We start from the raw sequence: 21,895 nt of genomic DNA on the forward strand, positions 1-21,895 counted from the left end.
GAAGAGTGCAGAATCGAGCGCGTCGCGCGTATCAGTGCTGACCTTATTGATAACCTGTTGTGGGTTACTCGCACCGCGTAGCTCGCCATTGACCGCCATCGCTACCCACGCCAAAGACACACTAATCATTGTTCACCCCACTTATCCAGTCTTGAACAATCTGCCGTTCGTTGTAATCGATACGCTCATGACCAATCACTTGATAGTCTTCATGACCTTTGCCTGCCAGCAAAACGACATCATCGGGGGCCGCTCGCTCAATGGTATCCAGTACGGCTTGGCGACGCCCCTCCATACTATGCACTTTGCGCTTGTCGGCAATGCCGGCCATGATATCTGCAATAATTTGTTGTGGTGCCTCGGTGCGTGGATTGTCGTCCGTTACCACAACACGATCGGCAAACTCTGCAGCAACCTGCCCCATTTGCGGACGTTTACCGCGATCGCGATCGCCGCCGCAACCAAATACGCACCATAGCTTGCCTTTACAGTGCAATCGTAGCGCTTGAAGTACTTGCTGTAAGGCATCGGGAGTGTGAGCGTAGTCAACGACCACCAAAGCTGAACTGCCTGCCTGAAATGCTTCCATACGGCCAGGCACGGGTGATAGGTGTCGACAATGTTGAGCGATGGCTGTTAACGATTGCTTCTGCGCCAGCATAATCGCCACCGCGCTCACAACATTATATACGTTGAACCGCCCTAGCAGCGGCGTAGAGAATTGTGCTTCGCGCCCCTCGTAAGCCAAAGTAAATGTCGTACCGTGCTCAGCAAAGGCAAGGTCGCTCACCTGAATATTCGCACGAGAATGACCTTGTAATGAAATTGACAGCCCATTGGAGGCACCCTCGAGCCAATCTCTCAAATACCGATCGTCTAAATTTATCACTCGGTGATTGAGCTCAAAGTCTTCAAATAGGCGCCGCTTAGCATCGACATAATGTGCCATACTGCCGTGATAATCGAGATGGTCGCGGCTAATGTTAGTCGCGACTGCCGTATCAAAGCGCAATGCTTCAACGCGACGTTGGACCAGCGCATGAGATGATACCTCCATGGCGATGAAGTCAGCACCCTCTGCGACTAAGGTCGACAAGCGTTGCTGCACAGTTACAGCATCGGGTGTGGTGTGCTTTTCCGGCAACAGTTGACCAATAAGTCCACTGCCCGTCGTTCCAATTACGGCTGCGGTATAACCTAACTTTTCTGCCAACTGCGCAGCTAGGTGAGTCACCGAGGTTTTCCCATTGGTCCCCGTAACACCAATCAAAGTCGCGTGACGCGATGGGTGATTGAAAAAGCGCCCTGCGATTTCAGATAGCTGCTCCTTTACGCCAGGCATAAACACACAGACAGCGCCGCCGTTTTCTTCGTATCTTAAGCTCGAGCCTTCCGCCAGAATCGCTCGAGCGCCCGCTGCGATAGCGGTATTGATATAATCGCGTCCATCGGTCACATAGCCCGGTACAGCGACAAATAAGTCGCCGTTGGCGACTTGTCGGCTATCCAATTTTATACCGCTGACCGCTACATTAGGAAACGTAATCGGCAACGGTGGTAGCAAATCACGGAGTTGCATCAGCACCTCCCATAAAGCCTGCTGCTTTCATTGGTTGAACTGTCATATCGTCGGGCGGCACGTTAAGTAAACGCATTGTTTGTGAGACAATACTGGAAAACACGGGTGCAGCTGCGGTGCCCCCGTAGTAATCGTCAGTACCGGGTTCGTTGATCGTTACGACGACGACAATTTCTGGATTGGATGCAGGCGCAATACCCGCAAATAACGCAACGTACTCATCTCCGTATCCGCCAGTTGCGCGCGCTTTTCTGCTGGTACCGGTTTTACCCGCTATACGATACCCTGGGACTTGCGCTGCAGTCGCCGTACCGTCAGATACCACACGTTCCATCATGTGCATGACTGCTCGCGTGTTATCGGGGTTAAAGACCTGTTCTGATTCTGGTTTAGACTCACGGCGAAAGACCGTAAGAGGCATATCTCGCCCGCCGTTGGCAATCATCGTGTAAGCCTTTGCCAGCTGCAGTGTGGTGACTGAAAGTCCATAACCATAGGATAGCGTCGCCAATTCAAAATCAGACCAGCGACGTCTTGTTGTCAGTAAACCGTAGCTTTCTCCTAATAGCGAAACGCCCGTATCAGAACCAAAGCCCGCATCAAAGTAAGTCTCTAATAACTCATCGACACCTAACTCCAGCGCCATTGTTGTCACGCCTACGTTAGAAGAATGTTCAAGCACTTCTGTTAAAGAAATTTTGCCCAAGTTACGATGATCGCTGACACGGCGTCCGCCGATACGCAGCCAACCAGGGTTTGTATCGATAATATCACCCACCTTGTGAGTACCATGTTCCAGCGCACTGAGGACAACGAGCGGCTTTACTGTCGAGCCAGGCTCATAGGCATCGGTAATCGCACGGTTTCGCATTTTAAAGCTTTGCAAATCAGCACGATTATTCGGGTTGTAGGACGGGCTATTGACCATTGCCAACAGTTCACCTGTTTTTACATTGACCACCACAGCAGAACCCGAAGTTGCCTGATTGTAGCGCACGGCTTTTTTCAGCTCGGTATAGGCAGTTGCTTGGATCCGCTGGTCAATGCTAAGTGTTAATTGTTTAGGTGGCTGCGCATCTGTTTGACTAATTTCCTCAATAACCCGCCCTTGCGCGTCCTTGCGATAAACTCGCTTACCGGGCGTACCAGTTAAGTGATCGTCGTATAGTAGTTCAAGACCTTCCTGGCCTTGTCCATCGATATTAGTAATGCCCACCAAGTGCGCACTAATTTCGCCAGTGGGATAGTAACGCCGTGACTCAGTTTTTAAATAAACGCCCGGAATACTGAGCTGCCGAACATAATCAGCCTCGCTCGGCGATACCTTTCTTTGCAGATAAACAAAGCGACGCTCAGGATTATCAACTTTTGCGACGAGTTCATCTCGATTCATTCGAAACGTTTCCGCAAGCGCTTGCCAACGGCGCTGATCAGCAAGCGCGCCGCTTTCTGCAATACGCTTCGGATCGGCCCAAACCGTTTCTACCGGAACACTCACCGCGAGCTCGCGGCCATTGCGGTCAACGATCATGCCGCGTTGCACGCCTAAGCTATCAGAACGCAGACTACGCAGATCACCTTGTAATGAGTACTGTTCTGGGTTGATCACCTGAATATAGGCGGCACGCGCAACCAAGATGCTGAATACGAAAAATAGCACGCTCAACGCTGTAATGAAGCGCCAGCGAGCACCCGCCGGATTCTGCTTCTTAACGTTACGTTGGTTCTTTTTGGGTGCGCGCTTTATTGCCATGGCACTAACACCTCATGTTTCGCATCGACGTCAATCATACCCAGTTGCTCTTGGGCGATTCGTTCAACTCGGCTATGTTCTGTGAGTGCTGTTTGTTCGAGCACTAAATGACGCCACTCGCGATCAATTTTATCTTGCGTCGAAAGTAATTCATCCCGCTCACTGGTCAACAGCCGGTTCTGGTGAGCGGTATATATCACTGTAAGTGCCGAGCCAATCACAGCGATCGCTAATAAGATGACCCACTTAAACCGCATTAAATCTTGCAGCAGCATAATAGGCAACGAAGGATAGCGTGTCTTAACCATGTGCTAGCCTCCGTGCGATACGTAACACCGAACTACGTGCGCGTGGATTCAATTCAAGTTCTGCCGCACTGGGTTTAATCGCTTTACTTTCCAGTGCTAAACGACGATCTTTATTCAGTTCAGCCTCAGTAATCGGTAGTCCCGGCGGAACTTGTTTGGGTTGGCTATGGGTACGCATGAAGCGCTTCACGATGCGATCTTCCAGACTATGAAAACTGATGACGACCAAGCGACCGTCCTCTTTTAACGCAGTCAAAGAAGCTTCTAGTGCGTCCTCGATTTGCTCCAACTCACGGTTCACATGTATACGAATCGCTTGAAAGCTGCGTGTCGCGGGATGCTTATGCTTTTCCTTAGATGGTACTAAACGGCCAATCAACTCAGCCAACTGGCGAGTTCGAGTAAACGGCTTTTGCTCCCGATCATGAACAATCGCCCGCGCAATTTTGCGCGCAAAACGCTCTTCGCCGTAGGTTTTCAATACATAGGTAATATCATCTTCTTCGGCATAACTAAGCCAGTCTGCAGCGGTTTCGCCACGACTGCTATCCATACGCATATCCAAAGGTCCGTCGCGCATGAAACTAAAGCCACGCTCAGCATCATCAAGTTGTGGGGATGAGACGCCAAGATCGAATAAAATACCTGTGACTTGGTGAGCAAGCTGTTGTTGTTCAATGATGTGCGCGAGATCGCTAAAGGGAGTGTGGATAATACTGAAGCGCTCATCATCTGCCAGCGCCTGGGCTGACGCTATTGCCTGTGGGTCTTGGTCAAGGGCAATGACACGCCCTTTAGGGGATAACTTGCTGAGTAACGCACGCGTGTGACCGCCTCGACCGAAGGTGGCGTCTATGTAGATCCCATCAGGGTCCGTCACGAGTGCGCGAATGGACTCCTCGAGGAGAACTGAAATATGCGGTGCGTTTTGTTCAGTCATTAAAGTGAAAAATCTTCTAGTCGTTCATTTAACTCAAAGTCACCTTCTTGCTCGACCTTGAGATCCTCTGCAATCTGTTGCTGCCAAGCCTCTTCTGACCAAATTTCAAATTTATTCAGCTGCCCAACTAGCATCAGTTTTTTCTCTAACCCTGCATGCAAACGCAGCGGCGAAGAAATCAGTAAGCGACCGTTTTTATCCATGTCACAATCATCAGCGTGGCCCAGTAAAAGGCGCTGCAAGCGTCGCTCGGTGGGGTTCATGCTAGATAACTGTGTCAATTTTTTCTCGATGACCTGCCATTCTGGTAATGGATACAACAACAGGCACGGCTGTTTGATATCGATGGTGCAGACCATCTTACCGTCACAGTCGATCGACAGCGCATGACGATACTTGGCGGGTATAGCCAAGCGCCCTTTACTGTCCAAGTTTATTGTTGTTGCACCACGAAACATGATGTCACCTGATCGTTGCGATCCACAATTATCCACAAATCCCCACAATGTTACAGTCTAGGTAGATAAGATTCCCACTGTCAAGTTTTATCACGCGGCTAAACACGCTTTTACACAGGCTTTGCTAGTATCGAAGGGTCGCTTGAGTGCTAGTAGGAAATGCAGCTAGCTTGAGAAGCATAAGAACGGGATCAGTTAACTGAATGATAATTATAAATTAATTAGACATTATAACTGGACGGTCGATAAAGAAAGGAGGTGAAGAAGCCCGCCGATAAGCCGGGTTCTGTCGTGGACAATCATTCATCTAGTAATACGGTTGCCCGTATTCTCAAGCAGTCTACCCGGGTTCAACGCGGGCCGCGCCAACGAACCCCTATTTGACCTTGCTCCGAGTGGAGTTTACCGTGCCGCGTGCTGTTACCAGACGCGCGGTGCGCTCTTACCGCACCCTTTCACCCTTACCTGAGCCGCAAGCGGCCATCGGCGGTTTGCTCTCTGTTGCACTAGTCGTCAGCTTTCACTGCCCAGGCGTTACCTGGCACTCTGCCCTATGGAGCCCGGACTTTCCTCCCCTTACCGAAAACGATAAGCAGCGATTGTCTGGCAGGCTTCTTCAGGCGGCGATTCTACGCATTTAGCCAACGCTATACAAATGTTTTAGTCGTCTGACTGAGCAATCGCCCATTGGTAAAGTGCATTTTTCCGGCCGCCATAAAGTTCAGCTGTTACCGCGGCTGCTTTTTTCAGAGGCAGGTGCTGCATTAATAAGGTAACCGCGCGTTGCTGCTCGGCGCTGGGTTGATCTTCCTGCACGGCTTCCTTCTCGACGCCACCGATCATCAACACCATCTCACCGCGCTTTTGGTTGCTATCTTCATGCATTTGGGCAAGCAATTCAGTCGCGGTTCCGCTCAGATAAGTTTCATATTGCTTTGATAATTCGCGGGCTAATACCACATCACGTGTTGGCAAGATCTCGGCGAGATCTTCAAGGCATGATTCAATCCGGTGCGGGCTTTCATAAAACACAACAGAACGGGTTTGATCGGCTAGGTTTGCAAACGCCTTTTTACGCGCCGCAGATTTGGCGGGCAGGAAGCCCTCGAACATAAATTTATCCGTTGCGAGGCCAGAACCGGCAAGTGCTGTTACAAACGCACAGGCACCTGGTAACGCAACCACGGGTATCTGTTCTGCGCGACATTCGCGCACAATCAGGTAGCCGGGATCACTGATGAGCGGCATGCCGGCGTCACTGATCAATGCAATATTTAAACCTTGCTTCAGCCTTTCAATCAGTTGTCCCGCTCGACTACTCTCGTTGTGTTCGTGCACTGACAACACCTGCGTACTGACATTGTATTGTTGTAATAAAGGTCTACTATGGCGTGTGTCTTCCGCAGCAATTAGGTCAACCTGCTGTAAAATAGTCACCGCTCGTTCGGTCATATCTGCCAAGTTACCGATTGGGGTTGGCACAATATATAGCGTTCCTAAGCTTTGCGATGACTTTTCACTTGGTTGCTGTGACATGGTGATTCCGTTGTGTTGTAATTCAAGTAGCGACTTATAGTATCATTTAACTTTAAACACGTGATAATTTTGCTGGGCGGTGAGAGTGAACGAATTATTTCAATCAAGAGAGCGAGTGCTGGCGAATGCTGTCAGACTTATCACTATTGCGTTGTTGACTGCTGTGCTCGCGAGTTGCGCGCAGTCACCAAAACGTGCGTCTCAAACACCCAGCTCATCGACTGATCAAGCCGTCATCACCCCGGCAAATAAAAGCGACTCATTAACCGCTGAACAATGGCTCGAGCGAGCTCGACAACAAACAAATGCAGCAAGTCAACAAATGATGCTCGTCGAGGCGTCATTTGCTTATCAAAATCAAGGCGATTATCAACGCAGCGCGGCCTTGCTGTCTCAGTTAGATACCCAAACCATGCGCCCGTCTGATAAACGTTTGTATGCACTGGCTTTAGCACGTTGGTACCATCATAACGGTGAATGGCAATCTGTCATAGAGCAACTCAAACCGATGCTTAATCAGTTTACCGATCGTCAGCTAAAGCGGACTGCATTATTATTAATCGCGGACGCTCACCAGCAGCTACAGCAGTTTTGGCAAGCGCTCAGTTATTTAGATGAGGCATATCAAACCGACCGTGATATGAATATCCAATCATTGTGGTCGGTGGCTCGCCAGGTACCGTCAGAGCAACTGCCAGCACAGCGTCCAACACGCACCAGTTTGGCTGGATGGTGGCGTTTAATTGAAGGCACTCATGGCGCAACGTCTGCTGCTGATTTTAAGCGTTCACTTGAACAGTGGCTTAACGCCTACAGTCAGCACTATGCGCATGTATTTGTGAGTGACTTTTTGGCAAATAATGAGTTTAGAAGCGTTAAAGAAGTTGCGGTATTGCTTCCTTTATCGGGTAACTATCGGCTTCAGGGCGAAGCCGTGCGTGATGGAATCATTGCTTCCGCCGCAAAGCTTAATGATATACACATACGCTTTTATGATACCGAAGCGCAAGACTTAACTGCGATTCAAAACCGTTTATTATCGGAACACCCTCAGGCAATTGTGGGTCCGTTACTCAAAAAAAATGTCAATGCGTGGATACAACAACCAATGATCGGTGTCACGCAAGTCTACCTTAATCAACCCGAACTTCCCGACAATACGATTCTACCCAGTGGTCACGTCACCTTCGCACTCGACAGCGAGACTGAAGCGGCACAAGCAGCAGAATACATTGCTAATACCAAGGAGCTAAACAGCATTGTCTTTGCTGCCAAGAGTAGCGCCGGCACCAAGATGGTCAATGCCTTTACGCAAAGCTGGTCGGCTGAGCAGCGTGAAGTTGAACCAAGCTGGTATACGAGTACCGAGGAAATGCAATCAGCAGTCGAACATGCGCTTGGCGTTGCTGCGAGTGCCGACCGTATCCGTGGTGTGAAGATAGCAGCCGGTAAAATTATCGTTGATGCGCAAGAGCGTAGCCGCGGTGACGTGGATGCAATTTACATTGCAGGCAATCTTGAGCAAGCACGTCTATTAAAGCCTTTTATTGACGTGAATTTGTCGCCCTTTGCCCCTCCCGCCGATGTTTTTGCGAATTCAGCAATCCATCGTGTTGCCAATCAACAAGGTGACAATGACTTACGAGGTATCGTCTTTACCGAGGCACCTATCCTTGTACCGAATCAACGCCCATTCCCGATCAACACCTGGTTACAACTTCACCGTAACGCCGACCTCAATGATGCTCGTTTAGTCGCTATGGGCCATGACAGTATGTTGGTATTAGAGCAAATTGATTCGTTGCAATGGATGCGTGGGAAGTCCGTTTCAGGTATGACCGGTAGACTTTCCATACATTTAAATAATATTCACCGTCAGATGACTTGGGCTAAATTAACGCCATCAGAGGTCAAGCTCATTAAGCCCTAATGTCAACAAGAAAACGTGGATTAGAAGGCGAGTCTCAAGCAAGCCGATACTTGCGACAACAGGGGCTCGTGATCGTGCAACATAATTTTCGAGTCCCCTGTGGTGAGATCGATATTATTTGTCGTGATAGCGATACGTGGGTATTTGTCGAAGTCAAACGCCGCCAAAATAGCGATTTTGCATCGATACTGGAACAAATAACGACACGCCAATGTCAACGTATTCGGCGAGCAGCTCAATACTTTTTAGTTGAGCAAACAGTAAATGAGTACCTTGCAAAGATGCGCTTTGATATTATTACGATAAATGATAGCCAAGTTACGGTTGAATGGTATAAGGACGCTTTTTAGAATGAACGAAGAACGCATCAAGGCGCTGTTTACCGAGAGTATACAAACACAGATTTCTGCCATTGAGAGCTTATCTGAGCATATTGAAGACTGCGTCGATTTACTGGTCAATAGCCTATTGGCAGGACAGCGCTTATTTGTGTGCGGCAGTGGCGCGAGCCACATGTTAGCGGAACATTTTGCACGAGTAATGAACATAGGTTATAAAATCGAGCGCCCGGCCTTCCCGGTGGTTGCACTTAATCACTATGCGCAAGCACAAGTAGCTTCCTTAGCTCAAGCGGGCGATTTGCTGCTGGTCTTCGCTACACGGGAGAGCGACGACTCTGCGCTAATTGAAACGATGGAAACAGCGCTTAGTCGCAACATGATCATGATTGCTATTACAGGTCAGCAAAATGACATGGTCTCCGGCCTATTAGGCGCAAGTGATTTGGAGCTTCAGATTCCATCGCTCAATGAATCTCGGGTACTGGAACAGCAATTATTGATTAGCCAATGTATTAGCGAGCTGGTCGAAAATACAATTTTTCCTCAGGAGCACGATTAACATGATTCCTCACAAACACGCTGTTCGTTTGTTATTAGTTGCCGGTCTGAGTATTTCGGTATTGCAAGGATGCGCGGTGGTCGCAGTGGGTGCGGCGGCAGTCGGGGTATCATCGGCGACTGATCCTCGCACGCTAGGCACTCAATTAGACGATCAAGCGATCGAAATGAAAACCAATGCAAAACTCGGTAACGACAAACAACTCGAGAACTATCGCATTCGAGCCATCAGCTATGGGAAGCAAGTGTTGCTGGTGGGACAGGTCGATACCGAAGCGCAACGCGAGCGCGCTGCCGAGGTGATTGCGGATACCAATGGTGTAGAGCGCATATTTAACCAGATTCGCTTAGCGAGCAAAGCCGGAATTGCAACCCAAGCAAGCGACACTTGGATATCGAGCCGTGTGCGCATGAAGCTCATTGCTGATGACCAAGTGGATGCTACTGACATTCAGGTCGTAACTGAAAATGGTGAAGTTTTTCTACTCGGTATTGTCGACGACTCAGCGGCTGATAGAGCAGTAGACATTGCCCGAAACATCGACGGTGTGCAAAAAGTCGTAAAAGCATTTAGTAGAGCGCGATAGGCGCTCTACTCACTCTTCAAACTACTTAATTACTTTAAGATTGGGTTTCTTCTTATTGGTGCGTTTGCTTGTACCTTCCCCAGACTTTGACCCTTCTACCGTATCAAAAGACGCTTGTGGCTCGTCATTCGACTCGTCAGGTTCTGGCATTGCATCAAGTTGCGGTTCAGCTTCAAACATTGCACCTGCGCCGTTTTCCCGAGCATAAATCGCGAGCGCAGCAGTCATCGGTACGATGACCTCCATCGGTTGACCGCCAAAACGAGCATTAAAGCGAACCTCAGTATCCATTAGCTGAAGGCCCACAACCGCTGTCGGTGAAATATTGAGAACAATTTGCCCGTCTTGAACAAACTGCTGGGGTACCTTTGTACCGACAATAGTGGCGTCAACAACCAAATGCGGTGTCAATTGATTATCGACGATCCAGTCATAAAGCGCCCGCATCAAGTAGGGACGCTTGGGTGTCATATCACTTAATTCCATAACCACTCCAATTGAAGGTTAAAAGAATTATAAACGCGCTATTTCGCGCTCTACATCAGTCAGTGACTCTTGAAACGTCTTGCGTTCAAACACACGACCCATATAAGCTTTTACATCTTTCGCACCTTGTCCAGTTAGTTCGATACCGTAGCTTGGTAAACGCCACAATAACGGCGCTAAGTAGCAGTCGACTAAACTGAACTCTTCGCTCATAAAATAAGGCGTGTCAGCAAAAATAGGTGCTAACGATAGCAGCCCCTCGCGTAACTCTTGGCGCGCTTGGTTATCACCGGCCATAATCTTGTCTGCCAAGGCGTACCAATCGCGTTCAATTCTATGCATCATCAAGCGGCTTGTGCCTCTTGCGACCGGATAAACGGGCATCAATGGTGGATGCGGAAAACGCTCATCGAGATATTCCATAATAATGTGAGCATTATAAAGAACAAGCTCACGGTCCACGAGAGTGGGTGTCGCATCAGGATAAGGGTTAAGCTGCATCAAGTCTTCAGGGCGATCATCACCGCTGACAAAACTGATTTCTACGCCAACACCTTTCTCCGCTAATACCAAGCGAACTTGGTGGCTCTTAAGATCGTTCTTGCTGGAATATAACGTCATTACTGAACGTTTATTTGCTGCAACCGCCATGTATTTCTCCAGATAATTTCAACAGCAAAAGGGTGGCAAGCCACCCTTTTCTACTGAGCTCGAGCTCCGCTTACTTAAGATCTTTCCAGAACTCTTTCTTCAGCAACCAAGCTAAAATGGTGAACACCAACAAGAAACCAAAAACGAACCAACCCATACGGCGTTGTTCAAGTTTCATTGGTTCACCCATATAGACCAAGAACGACGTAAGGTCGAGCATTGCCTGGTCATATTCACTCTCAGTCAAACGGCCTTTACCATCGGTTTTCAAACCGACATAAACCTTTTTCATCTCACCATCGATACGGCGTTCTTCGTAGGTTTTTTCTGGTAAGCCTTGTAACTCTTGTAAAACGTGCGGCATCCCAACGTTAGGGAAAACCGAGTTATTCACGCCAAACGGACGACTATCATCGCGATAGAACGAACGTAAGTACGTGTAAATCCAGTCAGGACCCCGCACACGCGCTACGTTGGTCAAGTCAGGTGGTGGATTACCAAACCATGCGCCCGCTTTTTCTTCAGACATATTGTTGGTAATTAGGTCACCCTCTTTTTCACCCGTAAATTGCAAGTTCTTCTGACCGACATCCTCAGGAATACCCAGGTCTTCGAACATGCGGTTGTAACGCGCATATTGAAGCGAGTGACAACCCAAACAGTAGTTCATGAACAACTGTGCACCACGTTGTAAAGACGCTTTGTCGTGCAAATCGACTTTTGCTTCATCAAGCGGCACAGTCGGTCCCGCCGCAAATACGAGCGACGGGATAAATGTAACAAGAGCGATTAGTAATTTTTTCATTATGACGTCACCCTTTCTGGTACCGGCTTGGTCTTCTCACGCTTACTGTAGAAAAACAGTAAGACGAAGAAAGCGAAGTATAAGAACGTAAATATCTGCGCAAACATAGTTGAAGTTGGCGTTGCTGGCTGAGTTCCTAAGTAACCTAAGACCAAGAAACTGACTGAGAAAACTGCCAAGTTCAACTTGTGCAAGATAGAGCGATAGCGAATAGAACGTACGCGACCGCGGTCTAACCATGGCAATAGAGCCAGTAGCACAATCGATGCAAACATTAAGATTACGCCAAATAATTTATCAGGGACCGCACGCAAAATTGCGTAGAACGGTGTGAAGTACCAAACAGGCGCAATATGTTCTGGTGTCTTCAATGGGTTTGCCGGCTCAAAGTTCGGTGGCTCAAGGAAGAAACCGCCCATCTCTGGCATAAAGAAGATCACATAACAGAACAGGAATAAGAAAATACCGATACCGACCAAATCTTTTACGATGTAGTACGGGTAGAACGGAATCGCATCCACAATGTCGTATTTCTTAGTGAAACGCTCGTGAAACTTGAATTTCGGTTTTTCTTCATCCGGAACGGAGCCTTTGGGCTTCTTAATCGGCACACCATCGGGGTTGTTAGAGCCCACTTCGTGCAATGCGATGATATGCAAGAATACAAGAATCACCAGCACTAGCGGCAAGGCAATCACGTGAAGCGCAAAGAAGCGGTTCAAGGTTGCGCCAGAAATCACGTAATCACCACGGATCCATAGCGTCAAGTCATCACCAATCACCGGAATCGCACCAAACAGTGAGATAATTACCTGCGCACCCCAGTATGACATTTGCCCCCAAGGTAACAAATAACCCATAAATGCTTCAGCCATGAGTACCAAGAAGATAAACATGCCAAATAACCACAATAATTCACGCGGCTTTTGGTACGAACCATAAAGCATACCGCGGAACATATGCAGATACACAACGATGAAAAACGCGGATGCCCCGGTTGAATGCATGTATCGGAGTAACCAGCCGTAATCGATGTCACGCATGATGTACTCAACGGACGCAAATGCACCCTCTGAGCTTGGCACATAGTTCATGGTTAACCAAACACCGGTGAGTATTTGGTTGACCAATACGAGCATCGCCAAGACGCCAAATAGGTACCAGAAGTTGAAGTTTTTCGGAGCAGGATACTGTGCAAGGTGGATATTCCAAGTTTTAGTCATTGGAATACGTGCATCGATCCACTCAACGAATTTATTAGCCATTATGCTTGCCCCTTATCTTCGCCGACCAAGATCGTGTTGTCGTCAACGTAATAATGTGGCGGCACAACCAAGTTTAATGGTGCCGGAACACCCTGGAAAACACGTCCAGCGATATCATAGGTCGAACCGTGACACGGACAGAAGAATCCTGACTCAACACCTTCTACGTGCTCTTCCATTTCTTTGGGTAAGTAGCTCGGAGAACAACCTAAGTGAGTACAGATACCAACAGCTACGAAAAATTCTTTTTTAATTGAACGATATTCGTTAGCGGCATATGAAGGTTGTTGTGGCTCTTCAGAATTAGGGTCTCGAAGACGGTCTTCATGGGTTTTTAGGCCATCAAGCATTTCTGTTGAACGACGAACGACCCATACGGGCTTGCCTCGCCATTTAACACGAATCATTTGACCCGGTTCTGCTTTCGCGATGTTAACTTCGACCGGTGCCCCGGCGTTCTTTGCCCTCGCGCTCGGATTCCATGATGCGATAAAAGGAACGGCGACACCCACCGCTCCGGCACCACCAACGACTCCGGTCGCGACCGTCAAAAAACGACGGCGGCCTTTATCTACAGGCGCATTGCTCATCCATTTACTCTCCAGTTGGACGCTCCGCGATCCATGGCCGCGAAGTCGGGAATTAGCTGCTGCGTTATCCGCCTATACGGATTACAAAAAATGCTCAGAAATGATAAAGAAAACCCACATGTTTTACAAGTGATTCGCGGTGTATGGCGCGTGTTGCTGTCACAACAAGCGTTTACATTCGTAAACAGAGGTTCACTGGCTAGCAAAAATAAAAAAGCCCAGCAAATGCTGGGCTTTCCGTAAAACGTAAACTTAACGTTTTGAGAACTGTGGACGCTTACGCGCTTTGTGTAAGCCCACTTTCTTACGTTCAACTTGACGAGCGTCACGCGTAACGTAGCCTTCTTTACGCAAGGTAGAGCGTAGGCCTTCGTCATATTGCATCAGTGCACGGGTAATACCGTGACGGATTGCGCCCGCTTGACCTGTTGTACCACCACCGCTCACGGTGATGTAAAGGTCGAACTTCTCAGTCATTTCTACTGCTTCAAGTGGTTGACGAACAACCATTTGTGCAGTTTTACGACCGAAGTAATCTTCCAACGCACGTTGGTTGATTTGGATGTTGCCGCTGCCCGGACGCAAGAATACGCGAGCAGTTGAGTTTTTGCGGCGACCTGTACCGTAGTATTGATTATCTGCCATAGTATGCTTGCTCCGTTATAGATCCAGTTGTTTAGGTTGTTGAGCAACGTGGTTGTGCTCAGCACCTGCGTACACTTTCAGTTTACGGAACATGGCACGGCCTAGAGGTCCACGAGGCAACATACCTTTTACCGCTTTCTGAATTACCATTTCAGGTTTCTTAGCAATCAGTTTTTCAAAGCTGATTGATTTGATACCACCCGGGAATCCAGTGTGCGAGTAGTACATTTTGTCCTGAGCTTTGTTACCGGTTACAGCAACTTTCTCAGCGTTAACGATGACGATGTAGTCACCTGTGTCAACGTGAGGCGTATACTCAGGCTTATGCTTACCACGCAGGCGGCGAGCTACTTCAGTAGCCAAACGACCTAACGTTTTACCTTCTGCGTCAATTACGTACCAGTCGCGTTTTACCGTTTCTGGTTTTGCTACAAATGTTTTCATTTTGAAAAAACCTAATTTTAAATGTTCACGGACAGTAATTCCGGGCTTCCCCGCGAATCACAACAATAAAAAAATGATAGAAATCATTAGTTTATTTGCTGCAACCATGGGCTAACGAGATGTTAACGCCATGGACTGTAACGTGGGCTGCGCGGATTATAGGAAAAATGCGCTCAAAGATCACGCATTTTTTGAAATTTCTTACCGATTCACTGTGCCATTTATGCGCGGTGCGCCAGTGCTAAATATTCTTCACTTTGCATTTCTTGCAAACGACTCACACAGCGGCGAAACTCAAAACTTAATTGCCCTTCGCTATACAGCGAGTCAATGGGCTGTTGCGCGGATAGAATCAATTTAACTCGGCGCTCATAAAATTCGTCCACCAACGCGATAAAGCGACGCGCAACGTCATCGTTGTGACGGCCCATTTGTTCGACATTCGAGATAATGACGGCATGATATAACTGCGCAAGTTCCATGTAGTCGGTGTGGCTACGCGCTGTCTTACAAATATCTGGGAAGTCGAAAAAGACAACATCATCGCATTCCGCACGCACTCGAATCGATCGTCCTTCGATTTCAACAGCGTGGGACTCAAAATCACACCCCTTTTCCGGCGCTAGGTTATGAAAGGACTCTACCAACCTTTGGTCAGCTTGGTCATCATTAGGCACATGAAATAGCTTTGCTTGCGTCAACGTGCGTAGGCGATAGTCGATCCCGCTATCAACATTAACCACAGCACAATGCTGCTTAATTAATTTTATTGCCGGAATAAATCGTGCGCGCTGTAACCCATTTTTGTATAGGTCGTCGGGTACGATATTGGATGTTGCAACGAGTATCACTTCGCGCTCAAAAAGATACTCAAATAGTTTGCCGAGTAACATAGCATCCGTAATATCCTGTACAAAAAACTCATCAAAACAGATGACATCAGTCTCCGCAGCAATGCGATCGGCTACAATAATCAGTGGATCTGATTTTTGCTGTAATTGCTTGAGTTCGTTGTGTACCCGCTGCATGAATCGATGAAAATGCAGGCGCCATTTTTTCTTAATCGGCAAACTTTCGTAAAAGGTATCAACTAAATAGGTCTTGCCACGACCGACCCCTCCCCAAAAATAGAGTCCTTTAGGGGGACGTACGGGCTTACTAAACAGCCTTTTTATTAGCGACTGTTGCTTATTTTCCTGCCACTCGATTAACTCATCATAAAGGCGCTGTAACTGCGTAACCGCGTGCTCCTGCGCTTCATCATAACTAAAATCTTCGCGTTCTAAGTCTTTTTTATAACGCTCAATTGGCGTAAAGCACGGGTTCGACACTACCACTTCACCTCAGTTACGATTATCCTATAGGGCATGTATTTTATCACGATGCCCTGGATCAGCAATGAGTAGGGTCAGTCTAGGAGTTAGGCATGGATTGGTTAATTGGTATTTTATTGGTCGCCGTCGGCGCAATTATTGGTTTTTTTGTCGCACGTTACCTGTTTGGACTTCGCAGTGGCGGCGATCTTGAAGAGCAGGTCGAAAAAAGTCAGAAGCAGCTCGCTGATTATCAACGCGAAGTCGCCGAACACTTTGCAACCGCCAATGCGTTGGTTGAACAACTCGAAGAAACACAAGACAAACTTAAAAACTATCTTGCGCACAGCGCTGACTTACTGCAAAAAAACGAGGCACAAAGCGATTTGCCATTCTTTTCTGAGGACACAATGCGTCAATTGCGGGTGGCAAGTAGCATGAATAAAGATTACCGTTCGACGCACAGCTCAGAAGAAGCCAACCAAGTTCCAAAAGATTACACCGATCAGCGTAGCGGTTTGTTTACTGAAAATGAGTCCAGCAAACGCGATTAAATATCTTGAAACATTTTAACAGTGAACTCATTTAGTAACTCGGCGGTCATAATGGCTGCACACGGTTGTAAAGTTACTACTAGGAGTTCGTAACACGATGAATAAATTAATTGTAGGTCTCACACTAGCCGCTTTAACCGTTGGCGGCTTTTCTCAACCCGCACAAGCTGGCATTCCATTTTTCGGCGCAGATGACGAAAAACCAACATTAGCACCGATGCTCGAGGATGTTACTCCCGCCGTCGTTAATATTTCGGTCAAAGGTAAACGTGAAGTACGCCAACGGGTCCCTGACGCGTTACGTTTTTTCTTTGGTCCCAATGCTCCGAGCGAACGCGTTCAAGAGCGTCCATTCCGTGGATTAGGTTCAGGAGTCATCATTGATGCAGACAAAGGTTATGTAGTTACCAACAATCATGTCATCGATGATGCCTCTGAAATCGTTGTAACACTGAAAAATGGTCGTGAATATGATGCCAAATTAGTGGGTCGCGACGAACAAAGCGATATCGCACTGCTGCAAATTGAGGACGCCGAGGATCTCACTGATATTGAGATCGGTAAGTCGTCAGAATTACGGGTGGGCGACTTTGTCGTTGCTATCGGTAATCCTTTTGGTCTTGGACAAACTGTCACATCCGGTATTGTCAGCGCCCTTAGTCGTGCCAACCTCGGTATCGAAGAGCTTGAGAACTTTATCCAAACAGATGCCGCAATTAATAGTGGTAATAGCGGTGGTGCGCTAGTAACGCTCGATGGCAAATTGATTGGTATCAATACAGCGATTTTAGGTCCTAATGGCGGCAACATCGGTATCGGTTTCGCAATCCCAGCGGATATGATGCGTAACCTCGTGCAACAATTAATCGAGTTTGGTGAAGTACGTCGCGGCGTGTTAGGCGTACGCGGAAACGACCTCAACTCAGATATTGCTGATGCACTTGATATTAGTGTGTCAGAGGGCGCATTCGTTGCCGAAGTTGTACCTGAGAGCGCAGCCGACAAGGCCGGCATTCAGTCGGGAGATGTCATCGTGTCTGTTAACGGTGATGAGATAGCAAGTTTCCAAGAACTAGGCGCTTTAATCAGTACCCTAGGGTCGGGAACGAAAGTCGATCTTGAGTTGATCCGTGATGGTGAACGCCAAGATGTGCAGGTGACGCTTGATGCGCAAGATACCGAAACTTCAGCTCAGTCGATACACCCGGCTTTAGAAGGCGCGACCCTTGAAGCTGACGGTTCCAACGATGGTATTCGCATTACTGAAGTAGAAACGGGGTCACCCGCCGCGCGAATTGGACTTGAAAAAGGTGATATCATCAAAGGCGCTAATCGGCAACCAATTAGTAACTTAGGCGACCTGCGTGAAGCGATTGACAACGCGGGTGATGTGGTAGCGCTGAGTATCCAACGTGGGAATAGTGTACGTTACTTAATGTTACGTAACCCCGCATCTTAGTCGCGCGTTTTAGTTTCAAAAACTTACATCAAAGTGACTTCAGTGATAAGCTGAAGTCACTTTTTTAATTAACGGACCGCCTAACTTATGAGCTCTATCAAGTCACTCGTTCGATTCCTTTACCAATCGGTAGGTTTAGGCTTGGTCGTTGCTGCCATTATTTTTCTCATCCAGCCATACATACAAAATGGCGGTCCAAGTCAATTTAATTTAAATAAGAATGATGAGGTTGCGAGTTTTAACCAAGCCATCAGTCGCGCAGCACCTGCCGTCGTCAATATATATAGCTTGGGTGAAAGTGAGCGCTCACGCTATTCGTCTCAGTCAAATTCACGTCTGTGGCGTTTAGGCTCGGGTGTCATCATGAGTGATCGTGGCTACATCATCACCGCCAATCATGTAGTGGAAAATTACGATGAAATTCAGGTGGCATTGCAAGATGGACGGCGCTACGAGGCGCAACTGATTGGAAATGATACTTACACCGACCTCGCCGTACTCAAGGTCGAGGCAGATAACCTACCCGTCATTCCGACGATGGGCGAAAGACCCATAAAGGTAGGGGATATCGTGTTTGCCATTGGCAATCCGTATAATATCGGGCAAACGATTACACAGGGTATTATTAGTGCCACGGGGGGACGAGTTGGTATCACCGGCTCAGCCTATTCCGACCTAATACAAATGGACGCGGTCATCAATCAAGGCGCATCAGGTGGAGCACTTATCAATAGCAAGGGAGAGTTAATCGGTATCAATAATGCTCGATTTAACTCGGCGTTTGGTGACACCGTTGAAGGTATCTACTTTGCAACGCCTTATAATACGGTCAAAGAGATCATGCATACCCTCATTACAGAGGGTCGCGTCGTGCGTGGCTATATTGGTATTCAAGTTAACCCGAATTTCAATCTACAAAATGCGGCTAACGGAATTCTTGTGACGCAAGTTGAGCCCAATAGCCCAGCTGATCGAGCGGGTTTGCAAGTCAATGACTTAATCACGCAAATTGGCGGTTCACCGATTTTCTCGGCAACGGAAGGAATGGAGCGCGTTGTTAAAAGCCGGCCTGGTACACAGTTGAAAATCGAATACGTACGTAATGACGAAACGCGAACCACAACATTAACTGTTGGGTCCGCGCGTCAAATTCAGTGAATTCGCTGAATATCTGCACCGAGCGCTTGAAGCTTAAGCTCAATACCTTCGTAGCCACGATCGATATGATAGATGCGTTCTACGAGCGTTTCCCCTTGAGCAACCAAACCGGCAATCACCAACGAAGCAGAAGCTCGTAAATCGGTACACATCACTTCTGCACCAGTCAGAGTCTCTACCCCATTCGAAATAGCTGTATTGCCCTCGAGCTCAACATGAGCGCCCATACGGCGAAGTTCAGGAATGTGCATGAAACGGTTTTCAAAAATCGTCTCTCGCACCCACCCACTTCCCGACGCAATGGCGTTCAACGCGCAAAACTGAGCCTGCATATCAGTTGGAAATGCTGGGTGTGGAGCAGTAATAATAGTGACGGGCTTAGGCCGGCCCTGACTACGAATACGGATCCAATCAGTTCCCTTTTCAACCGTGCCTCCGGCCTCGGTAAGCTTCTTGAGCACCGCATCTAAGGCACTCGGATCGGTATGACGACAAGTCACATCGCCTCCTGTTGCTAACCCTGCAACAAGAAACGTACCGGTCTCAATACGGTCTGGCATCACAGAGTAATGGCCACCGTGTAAGCGTTCAACGCCTTCAATCGTAAGCGTATCGGTCCCCTCACCTGTAACCTTCGCACCCAAGTGATTCAAAAAGCGCGCGAGATCAATAATTTCGGGTTCGCGGGCGGCGTTTTCAATGCGCGTCGTGCCCTCAGCAAGCGCTGCTGCCATCATCAGGTTTTCCGTGCCTGTCACACTCACGGTATCCATCAGAATGTCTGCTCCTTTTAAACGCCCATCAACGGACGCTTTTATGTAGCCATTTTCGACCACAATTTGAGCTCCCATCTGACGCAAGCCCTCGATGTGTAAGTTTACCGGGCGAGCACCAATGGCACAGCCGCCAGGCAATGACACTTCAGCCTTTCCGACTTTCGCTAACAAAGGACCGAGCACTAAAATGGAGGCACGCATCGTCTTCACGAGCTCATACGGGGCTACATGCTCCGACATTTCTGCAGGTTCGATGGTGACTTCGCCATGCTGGAGTTCCGAGTGGGCTAACCCCAGCTTTCCAAGTAACTTAAGTGACGTTTTTACATCCTGAAGCAAAGGAACATTCGAAATAGTAATTGACTCGCTACCCAATACCGTTGCTAATAATATTGGCAATGCGGCATTCTTAGCGCCAGAAATAGTCACTTCGCCGTGTAGCGGACGCCCGCCTTTAATTAAAAATTTGTCCATGATGCCTCCTGATGACATTAAGGCATCATTAATTTTTTATCACGTTCCCAAGTTTCAGGCGTGTAGGTCTTAATAGAAACAGCGTGAAGCGTACCATCAGCGATGAGAGGCTTAAGAGGTTGGTACACCATTTGCTGACTTTTCACACGATTCAATGAGGCAAAAATCTCACCTACGGCAATAATGTTAACGTTAGCGCCATCAAGCTTTACATGCGCCTCATCGATTTCAAGTTCATTTTTCAATAACGCGGTCAATTGTTCGGCGTTCATATTATATCCACACAACTTAACTGAAGAATTAAAGCCGTTAGCTTAACGAAAGTAGATGGTCGACGCCACTCACTGTGACGATTTGCCTTAACTGCTCCGAGCTGCCCTTACACTGTAAGGGAACAGCATCACGATTGTGCTTTATCACTTCAAGTAATATAGCCACGCCCGCAGTATCGATTAAAGTAACCTCTGCAACATCCACTTGTTTTACTGTCTTCTCATTCAACAGCTGGCTGAGTGCATTCCACTGCGCCGGAATCGCGCTTCGCGTAAGCGAACCCGCTAACGACAATGTACCGTCATTAGCGAGTTGAAAGTTCATTTGAGCCTGACTCATGGGCGACCCTTAAGACGGTACGTCGACTTTATCGTCCAACTTGATGGGTTGGCCCGCTTTATCCTCGAGCAGCGCAATGGTACCTTCGATGCCGCGTGAACGGATTACTGCTGCTATCTCGCTCTGCTTACTATTCAATAAGCTTACACCCTCGACAACTAAATCGTATGCTTTCCAAACGTCAGCGTTATTATCGTAACGGACTTTAAAATCCAAACGAATTGGTGGGCGACCCGCTTCTTTAACGCGCGTCTCTACCACTACGACCTTGTCATCGGGTCCTACTTTAGGGTGTTGCAGAAACTCTACTTCGTGCTTCGACTCATCATATTGTGTAAAAGCTCGGGCATAAGTTGCAACAATATAGTCCGTAAATGCTTTGTAAAACTCCTGGCGTTGCTTTTCATCAGTATCTTTAAAGTAACGCCCCAATACCTTCTTGCTCGCATATATATTATCGACGTAAGGCATCAGCTCATCTTTAACAATCGTCTTCAGATAATTGGGGTTTTCCGTAATCTTACTGCGCTCTTCGCCGATACGCTCAAAGGTTTTATCCGCTACTTTCTTAACTAGAGTATAGGGATTTTCCTCTTTAATCGTTTCCGCCGAGGCGCTACTCACGGTCAGAAAAGCACCCATTACTAACGTTAATAAAACTTTCATATTACAA

The 21,895-nt window shown here is 47.9% G+C and carries 25 protein-coding genes and 1 other RNA gene; 7 read left to right on the forward strand and 19 right to left on the reverse strand.

The features are described from left to right. Window positions 1-121 precede the first annotated feature (121 nt). From murE to rsmI, 7 genes are all read right to left on the reverse strand, one after another. Window positions 122-1,579, reverse strand: coding sequence for a UDP-N-acetylmuramoyl-L-alanyl-D-glutamate--2,6-diaminopimelate ligase (gene murE / locus ABNS04_RS08585; RefSeq protein ID WP_272977427.1), 1,458 nt, complete (start codon window positions 1,577-1,579; stop codon window positions 122-124). Beyond that, window positions 1,566-3,332 (reverse strand): penicillin-binding transpeptidase domain-containing protein, encoded by a 1,767-nt coding sequence (locus ABNS04_RS08590; RefSeq protein ID WP_272977426.1) that lies wholly within the window; start codon window positions 3,330-3,332, stop codon window positions 1,566-1,568. The genes murE and ABNS04_RS08590 overlap by 14 nt, the downstream gene beginning before the upstream one ends. Further along, window positions 3,323-3,640 (reverse strand): cell division protein FtsL, encoded by a 318-nt coding sequence (ftsL, locus tag ABNS04_RS08595; RefSeq protein ID WP_006956777.1) that lies wholly within the window; start codon window positions 3,638-3,640, stop codon window positions 3,323-3,325. Before ftsL ends, ABNS04_RS08590 begins: the two co-directional genes overlap by 10 nt. After that, on the reverse strand, window positions 3,633-4,580 hold the full coding sequence (rsmH, locus tag ABNS04_RS08600; protein WP_006956778.1) for a 16S rRNA (cytosine(1402)-N(4))-methyltransferase RsmH: 948 nt from the start codon (window positions 4,578-4,580) through the stop codon (window positions 3,633-3,635). Before rsmH ends, ftsL begins: the two co-directional genes overlap by 8 nt. Beyond that, on the reverse strand, window positions 4,580-5,038 hold the full coding sequence (gene mraZ, locus ABNS04_RS08605; protein WP_071463071.1) for a division/cell wall cluster transcriptional repressor MraZ: 459 nt from the start codon (window positions 5,036-5,038) through the stop codon (window positions 4,580-4,582). Before mraZ ends, rsmH begins: the two co-directional genes overlap by 1 nt. A gap of 259 nt (window positions 5,039-5,297) precedes the next feature. Next, window positions 5,298-5,653, reverse strand: an RNA gene (gene rnpB, locus ABNS04_RS08610) — RNase P RNA component class A. Between the two features lie 45 nt (window positions 5,654-5,698). Further along, window positions 5,699-6,574, reverse strand: a complete 876-nt coding sequence (gene rsmI, locus ABNS04_RS08615) for a 16S rRNA (cytidine(1402)-2'-O)-methyltransferase (RefSeq protein WP_006956782.1) — start codon at window positions 6,572-6,574, stop codon at window positions 5,699-5,701. A gap of 85 nt (window positions 6,575-6,659) precedes the next feature. Here rsmI and ABNS04_RS08620 point away from each other — a divergent pair, with 85 nt between their 5' ends. Genes ABNS04_RS08620 through dolP form a run of 4 tightly spaced genes read left to right on the forward strand, consistent with a single transcriptional unit; the run spans window position 6,660 to window position 9,990 of the window. Then, window positions 6,660-8,504, forward strand: a complete 1,845-nt coding sequence (locus tag ABNS04_RS08620) for a penicillin-binding protein activator (protein WP_348671363.1) — start codon at window positions 6,660-6,662, stop codon at window positions 8,502-8,504. Continuing rightward, window positions 8,504-8,854: a YraN family protein gene (locus ABNS04_RS08625; protein ID WP_006956784.1), complete on the forward strand. Its 351-nt coding sequence runs from the start codon at window positions 8,504-8,506 to the stop codon at window positions 8,852-8,854. Before ABNS04_RS08620 ends, ABNS04_RS08625 begins: the two co-directional genes overlap by 1 nt. 1 nt (window position 8,855) lies before the next feature. Beyond that, window positions 8,856-9,404: an SIS domain-containing protein gene (locus tag ABNS04_RS08630; RefSeq protein WP_006956785.1), complete on the forward strand. Its 549-nt coding sequence runs from the start codon at window positions 8,856-8,858 to the stop codon at window positions 9,402-9,404. 1 nt (window position 9,405) lies between these two features. Next, on the forward strand, window positions 9,406-9,990 hold the full coding sequence (gene dolP, locus ABNS04_RS08635; RefSeq protein ID WP_006956786.1) for a division/outer membrane stress-associated lipid-binding lipoprotein: 585 nt from the start codon (window positions 9,406-9,408) through the stop codon (window positions 9,988-9,990). A 21-nt stretch (window positions 9,991-10,011) separates the two neighbouring features. On the opposite strand, the gene ABNS04_RS08640 is transcribed toward dolP, so the two are convergent. The 8 genes from ABNS04_RS08640 to zapE form a co-directional block, all read right to left on the reverse strand. Further along, complete coding sequence (locus tag ABNS04_RS08640) at window positions 10,012-10,461, reverse strand: ClpXP protease specificity-enhancing factor (protein ID WP_272977438.1); 450 nt, start codon at window positions 10,459-10,461, stop codon at window positions 10,012-10,014. A 42-nt stretch (window positions 10,462-10,503) separates the two neighbouring features. Then, on the reverse strand, window positions 10,504-11,127 hold the full coding sequence (gene sspA, locus ABNS04_RS08645) for a stringent starvation protein SspA (RefSeq protein ID WP_006956788.1): 624 nt from the start codon (window positions 11,125-11,127) through the stop codon (window positions 10,504-10,506). A 70-nt stretch (window positions 11,128-11,197) separates the two neighbouring features. Next, window positions 11,198-11,932 (reverse strand): cytochrome c1, encoded by a 735-nt coding sequence (locus ABNS04_RS08650; RefSeq protein WP_006956789.1) that lies wholly within the window; start codon window positions 11,930-11,932, stop codon window positions 11,198-11,200. Beyond that, a complete protein-coding gene (locus ABNS04_RS08655; RefSeq protein ID WP_006956790.1) occupies window positions 11,932-13,197 on the reverse strand; it encodes a cytochrome bc complex cytochrome b subunit in 1,266 nt (421 codons plus the stop codon). The genes ABNS04_RS08650 and ABNS04_RS08655 overlap by 1 nt, the downstream gene beginning before the upstream one ends. After that, a complete protein-coding gene (petA, locus tag ABNS04_RS08660) occupies window positions 13,197-13,787 on the reverse strand; it encodes a ubiquinol-cytochrome c reductase iron-sulfur subunit (protein WP_006956791.1) in 591 nt (196 codons plus the stop codon). Before petA ends, ABNS04_RS08655 begins: the two co-directional genes overlap by 1 nt. A 252-nt stretch (window positions 13,788-14,039) precedes the next feature. Then, on the reverse strand, window positions 14,040-14,432 hold the full coding sequence (gene rpsI, locus ABNS04_RS08665) for a 30S ribosomal protein S9 (RefSeq protein WP_071463062.1): 393 nt from the start codon (window positions 14,430-14,432) through the stop codon (window positions 14,040-14,042). A 15-nt stretch (window positions 14,433-14,447) separates the two neighbouring features. Further along, window positions 14,448-14,876, reverse strand: a complete 429-nt coding sequence (gene rplM, locus ABNS04_RS08670; protein WP_071463061.1) for a 50S ribosomal protein L13 — start codon at window positions 14,874-14,876, stop codon at window positions 14,448-14,450. Window positions 14,877-15,097: 221 nt separating this feature from the next. Next, complete coding sequence (gene zapE / locus ABNS04_RS08675; protein WP_272977423.1) at window positions 15,098-16,207, reverse strand: cell division protein ZapE; 1,110 nt, start codon at window positions 16,205-16,207, stop codon at window positions 15,098-15,100. A gap of 95 nt (window positions 16,208-16,302) precedes the next feature. On the opposite strand from zapE, the gene ABNS04_RS08680 reads away from it, so the two are divergent. From ABNS04_RS08680 to ABNS04_RS08690, 3 genes are all read left to right on the forward strand, one after another. After that, the gene (locus tag ABNS04_RS08680; protein WP_272977422.1) at window positions 16,303-16,743 is read left to right on the forward strand and encodes a YhcB family protein; all 441 of its coding nucleotides are present in this window, start codon (window positions 16,303-16,305) and stop codon (window positions 16,741-16,743) included. 97 nt (window positions 16,744-16,840) lie between these two features. After that, window positions 16,841-18,202 carry a DegQ family serine endoprotease gene (locus ABNS04_RS08685; RefSeq protein ID WP_272977421.1) on the forward strand — a complete coding sequence of 454 codons (1,362 nt, stop codon included), beginning with the start codon at window positions 16,841-16,843 and terminating at the stop codon, window positions 18,200-18,202. Window positions 18,203-18,289: 87 nt separating this feature from the next. Beyond that, the gene (locus ABNS04_RS08690) at window positions 18,290-19,360 is read left to right on the forward strand and encodes a trypsin-like peptidase domain-containing protein (protein ID WP_272977420.1); all 1,071 of its coding nucleotides are present in this window, start codon (window positions 18,290-18,292) and stop codon (window positions 19,358-19,360) included. On the opposite strand, the gene murA is transcribed toward ABNS04_RS08690, so the two are convergent. The 4 genes from murA to ABNS04_RS08710 are packed head-to-tail and all read right to left on the reverse strand — an operon-like array spanning window position 19,354 to window position 21,888. Next, complete coding sequence (murA, locus tag ABNS04_RS08695) at window positions 19,354-20,610, reverse strand: UDP-N-acetylglucosamine 1-carboxyvinyltransferase (protein ID WP_006956854.1); 1,257 nt, start codon at window positions 20,608-20,610, stop codon at window positions 19,354-19,356. The genes ABNS04_RS08690 and murA overlap by 7 nt on opposite strands. A 17-nt stretch (window positions 20,611-20,627) precedes the next feature. Continuing rightward, window positions 20,628-20,882: a BolA family protein gene (locus ABNS04_RS08700; protein WP_006956855.1), complete on the reverse strand. Its 255-nt coding sequence runs from the start codon at window positions 20,880-20,882 to the stop codon at window positions 20,628-20,630. Window positions 20,883-20,919: 37 nt separating this feature from the next. Then, window positions 20,920-21,222: an STAS domain-containing protein gene (locus ABNS04_RS08705; protein ID WP_006956856.1), complete on the reverse strand. Its 303-nt coding sequence runs from the start codon at window positions 21,220-21,222 to the stop codon at window positions 20,920-20,922. Window positions 21,223-21,231: 9 nt separating this feature from the next. After that, complete coding sequence (locus ABNS04_RS08710; RefSeq protein ID WP_006956857.1) at window positions 21,232-21,888, reverse strand: ABC transporter substrate-binding protein; 657 nt, start codon at window positions 21,886-21,888, stop codon at window positions 21,232-21,234. Window positions 21,889-21,895: the final 7 nt, after the last annotated feature.

It is taken from the genome of uncultured Idiomarina sp. (genome assembly GCF_964010655.1).
Classification (GTDB): Bacteria; Pseudomonadota; Gammaproteobacteria; order Enterobacterales; family Alteromonadaceae; genus Idiomarina; species Idiomarina baltica.

Coding starts and splice junctions, on each gene's coding strand:
- murE (WP_272977427.1), bottom strand. CDS start 1,579: ATGCAACTCCGTGATTTGCTACCACCGTTGCCGATTACGTTTCCTAAT.
- ABNS04_RS08590 (WP_272977426.1), bottom strand. CDS start 3,332: ATGGCAATAAAGCGCGCACCCAAAAAGAACCAACGTAACGTTAAGAAG.
- ftsL (WP_006956777.1), bottom strand. CDS start 3,640: ATGGTTAAGACACGCTATCCTTCGTTGCCTATTATGCTGCTGCAAGAT.
- rsmH (WP_006956778.1), bottom strand. CDS start 4,580: ATGACTGAACAAAACGCACCGCATATTTCAGTTCTCCTCGAGGAGTCC.
- mraZ (WP_071463071.1), bottom strand. CDS start 5,038: ATGTTTCGTGGTGCAACAACAATAAACTTGGACAGTAAAGGGCGCTTG.
- rsmI (WP_006956782.1), bottom strand. CDS start 6,574: ATGTCACAGCAACCAAGTGAAAAGTCATCGCAAAGCTTAGGAACGCTA.
- ABNS04_RS08625 (WP_006956784.1), top strand. CDS start 8,504: ATGTCAACAAGAAAACGTGGATTAGAAGGCGAGTCTCAAGCAAGCCGA.
- ABNS04_RS08630 (WP_006956785.1), top strand. CDS start 8,856: ATGAACGAAGAACGCATCAAGGCGCTGTTTACCGAGAGTATACAAACA.
- dolP (WP_006956786.1), top strand. CDS start 9,406: ATGATTCCTCACAAACACGCTGTTCGTTTGTTATTAGTTGCCGGTCTG.
- ABNS04_RS08640 (WP_272977438.1), bottom strand. CDS start 10,461: ATGACACCCAAGCGTCCCTACTTGATGCGGGCGCTTTATGACTGGATC.
- sspA (WP_006956788.1), bottom strand. CDS start 11,127: ATGGCGGTTGCAGCAAATAAACGTTCAGTAATGACGTTATATTCCAGC.
- ABNS04_RS08650 (WP_006956789.1), bottom strand. CDS start 11,932: ATGAAAAAATTACTAATCGCTCTTGTTACATTTATCCCGTCGCTCGTA.
- ABNS04_RS08655 (WP_006956790.1), bottom strand. CDS start 13,197: ATGGCTAATAAATTCGTTGAGTGGATCGATGCACGTATTCCAATGACT.
- petA (WP_006956791.1), bottom strand. CDS start 13,787: ATGAGCAATGCGCCTGTAGATAAAGGCCGCCGTCGTTTTTTGACGGTC.
- rpsI (WP_071463062.1), bottom strand. CDS start 14,432: ATGGCAGATAATCAATACTACGGTACAGGTCGCCGCAAAAACTCAACT.
- rplM (WP_071463061.1), bottom strand. CDS start 14,876: ATGAAAACATTTGTAGCAAAACCAGAAACGGTAAAACGCGACTGGTAC.
- ABNS04_RS08680 (WP_272977422.1), top strand. CDS start 16,303: ATGGATTGGTTAATTGGTATTTTATTGGTCGCCGTCGGCGCAATTATT.
- ABNS04_RS08685 (WP_272977421.1), top strand. CDS start 16,841: ATGAATAAATTAATTGTAGGTCTCACACTAGCCGCTTTAACCGTTGGC.
- ABNS04_RS08690 (WP_272977420.1), top strand. CDS start 18,290: ATGAGCTCTATCAAGTCACTCGTTCGATTCCTTTACCAATCGGTAGGT.
- murA (WP_006956854.1), bottom strand. CDS start 20,610: ATGGACAAATTTTTAATTAAAGGCGGGCGTCCGCTACACGGCGAAGTG.
- ABNS04_RS08700 (WP_006956855.1), bottom strand. CDS start 20,882: ATGAACGCCGAACAATTGACCGCGTTATTGAAAAATGAACTTGAAATC.
- ABNS04_RS08705 (WP_006956856.1), bottom strand. CDS start 21,222: ATGAGTCAGGCTCAAATGAACTTTCAACTCGCTAATGACGGTACATTG.
- ABNS04_RS08710 (WP_006956857.1), bottom strand. CDS start 21,888: ATGAAAGTTTTATTAACGTTAGTAATGGGTGCTTTTCTGACCGTGAGT.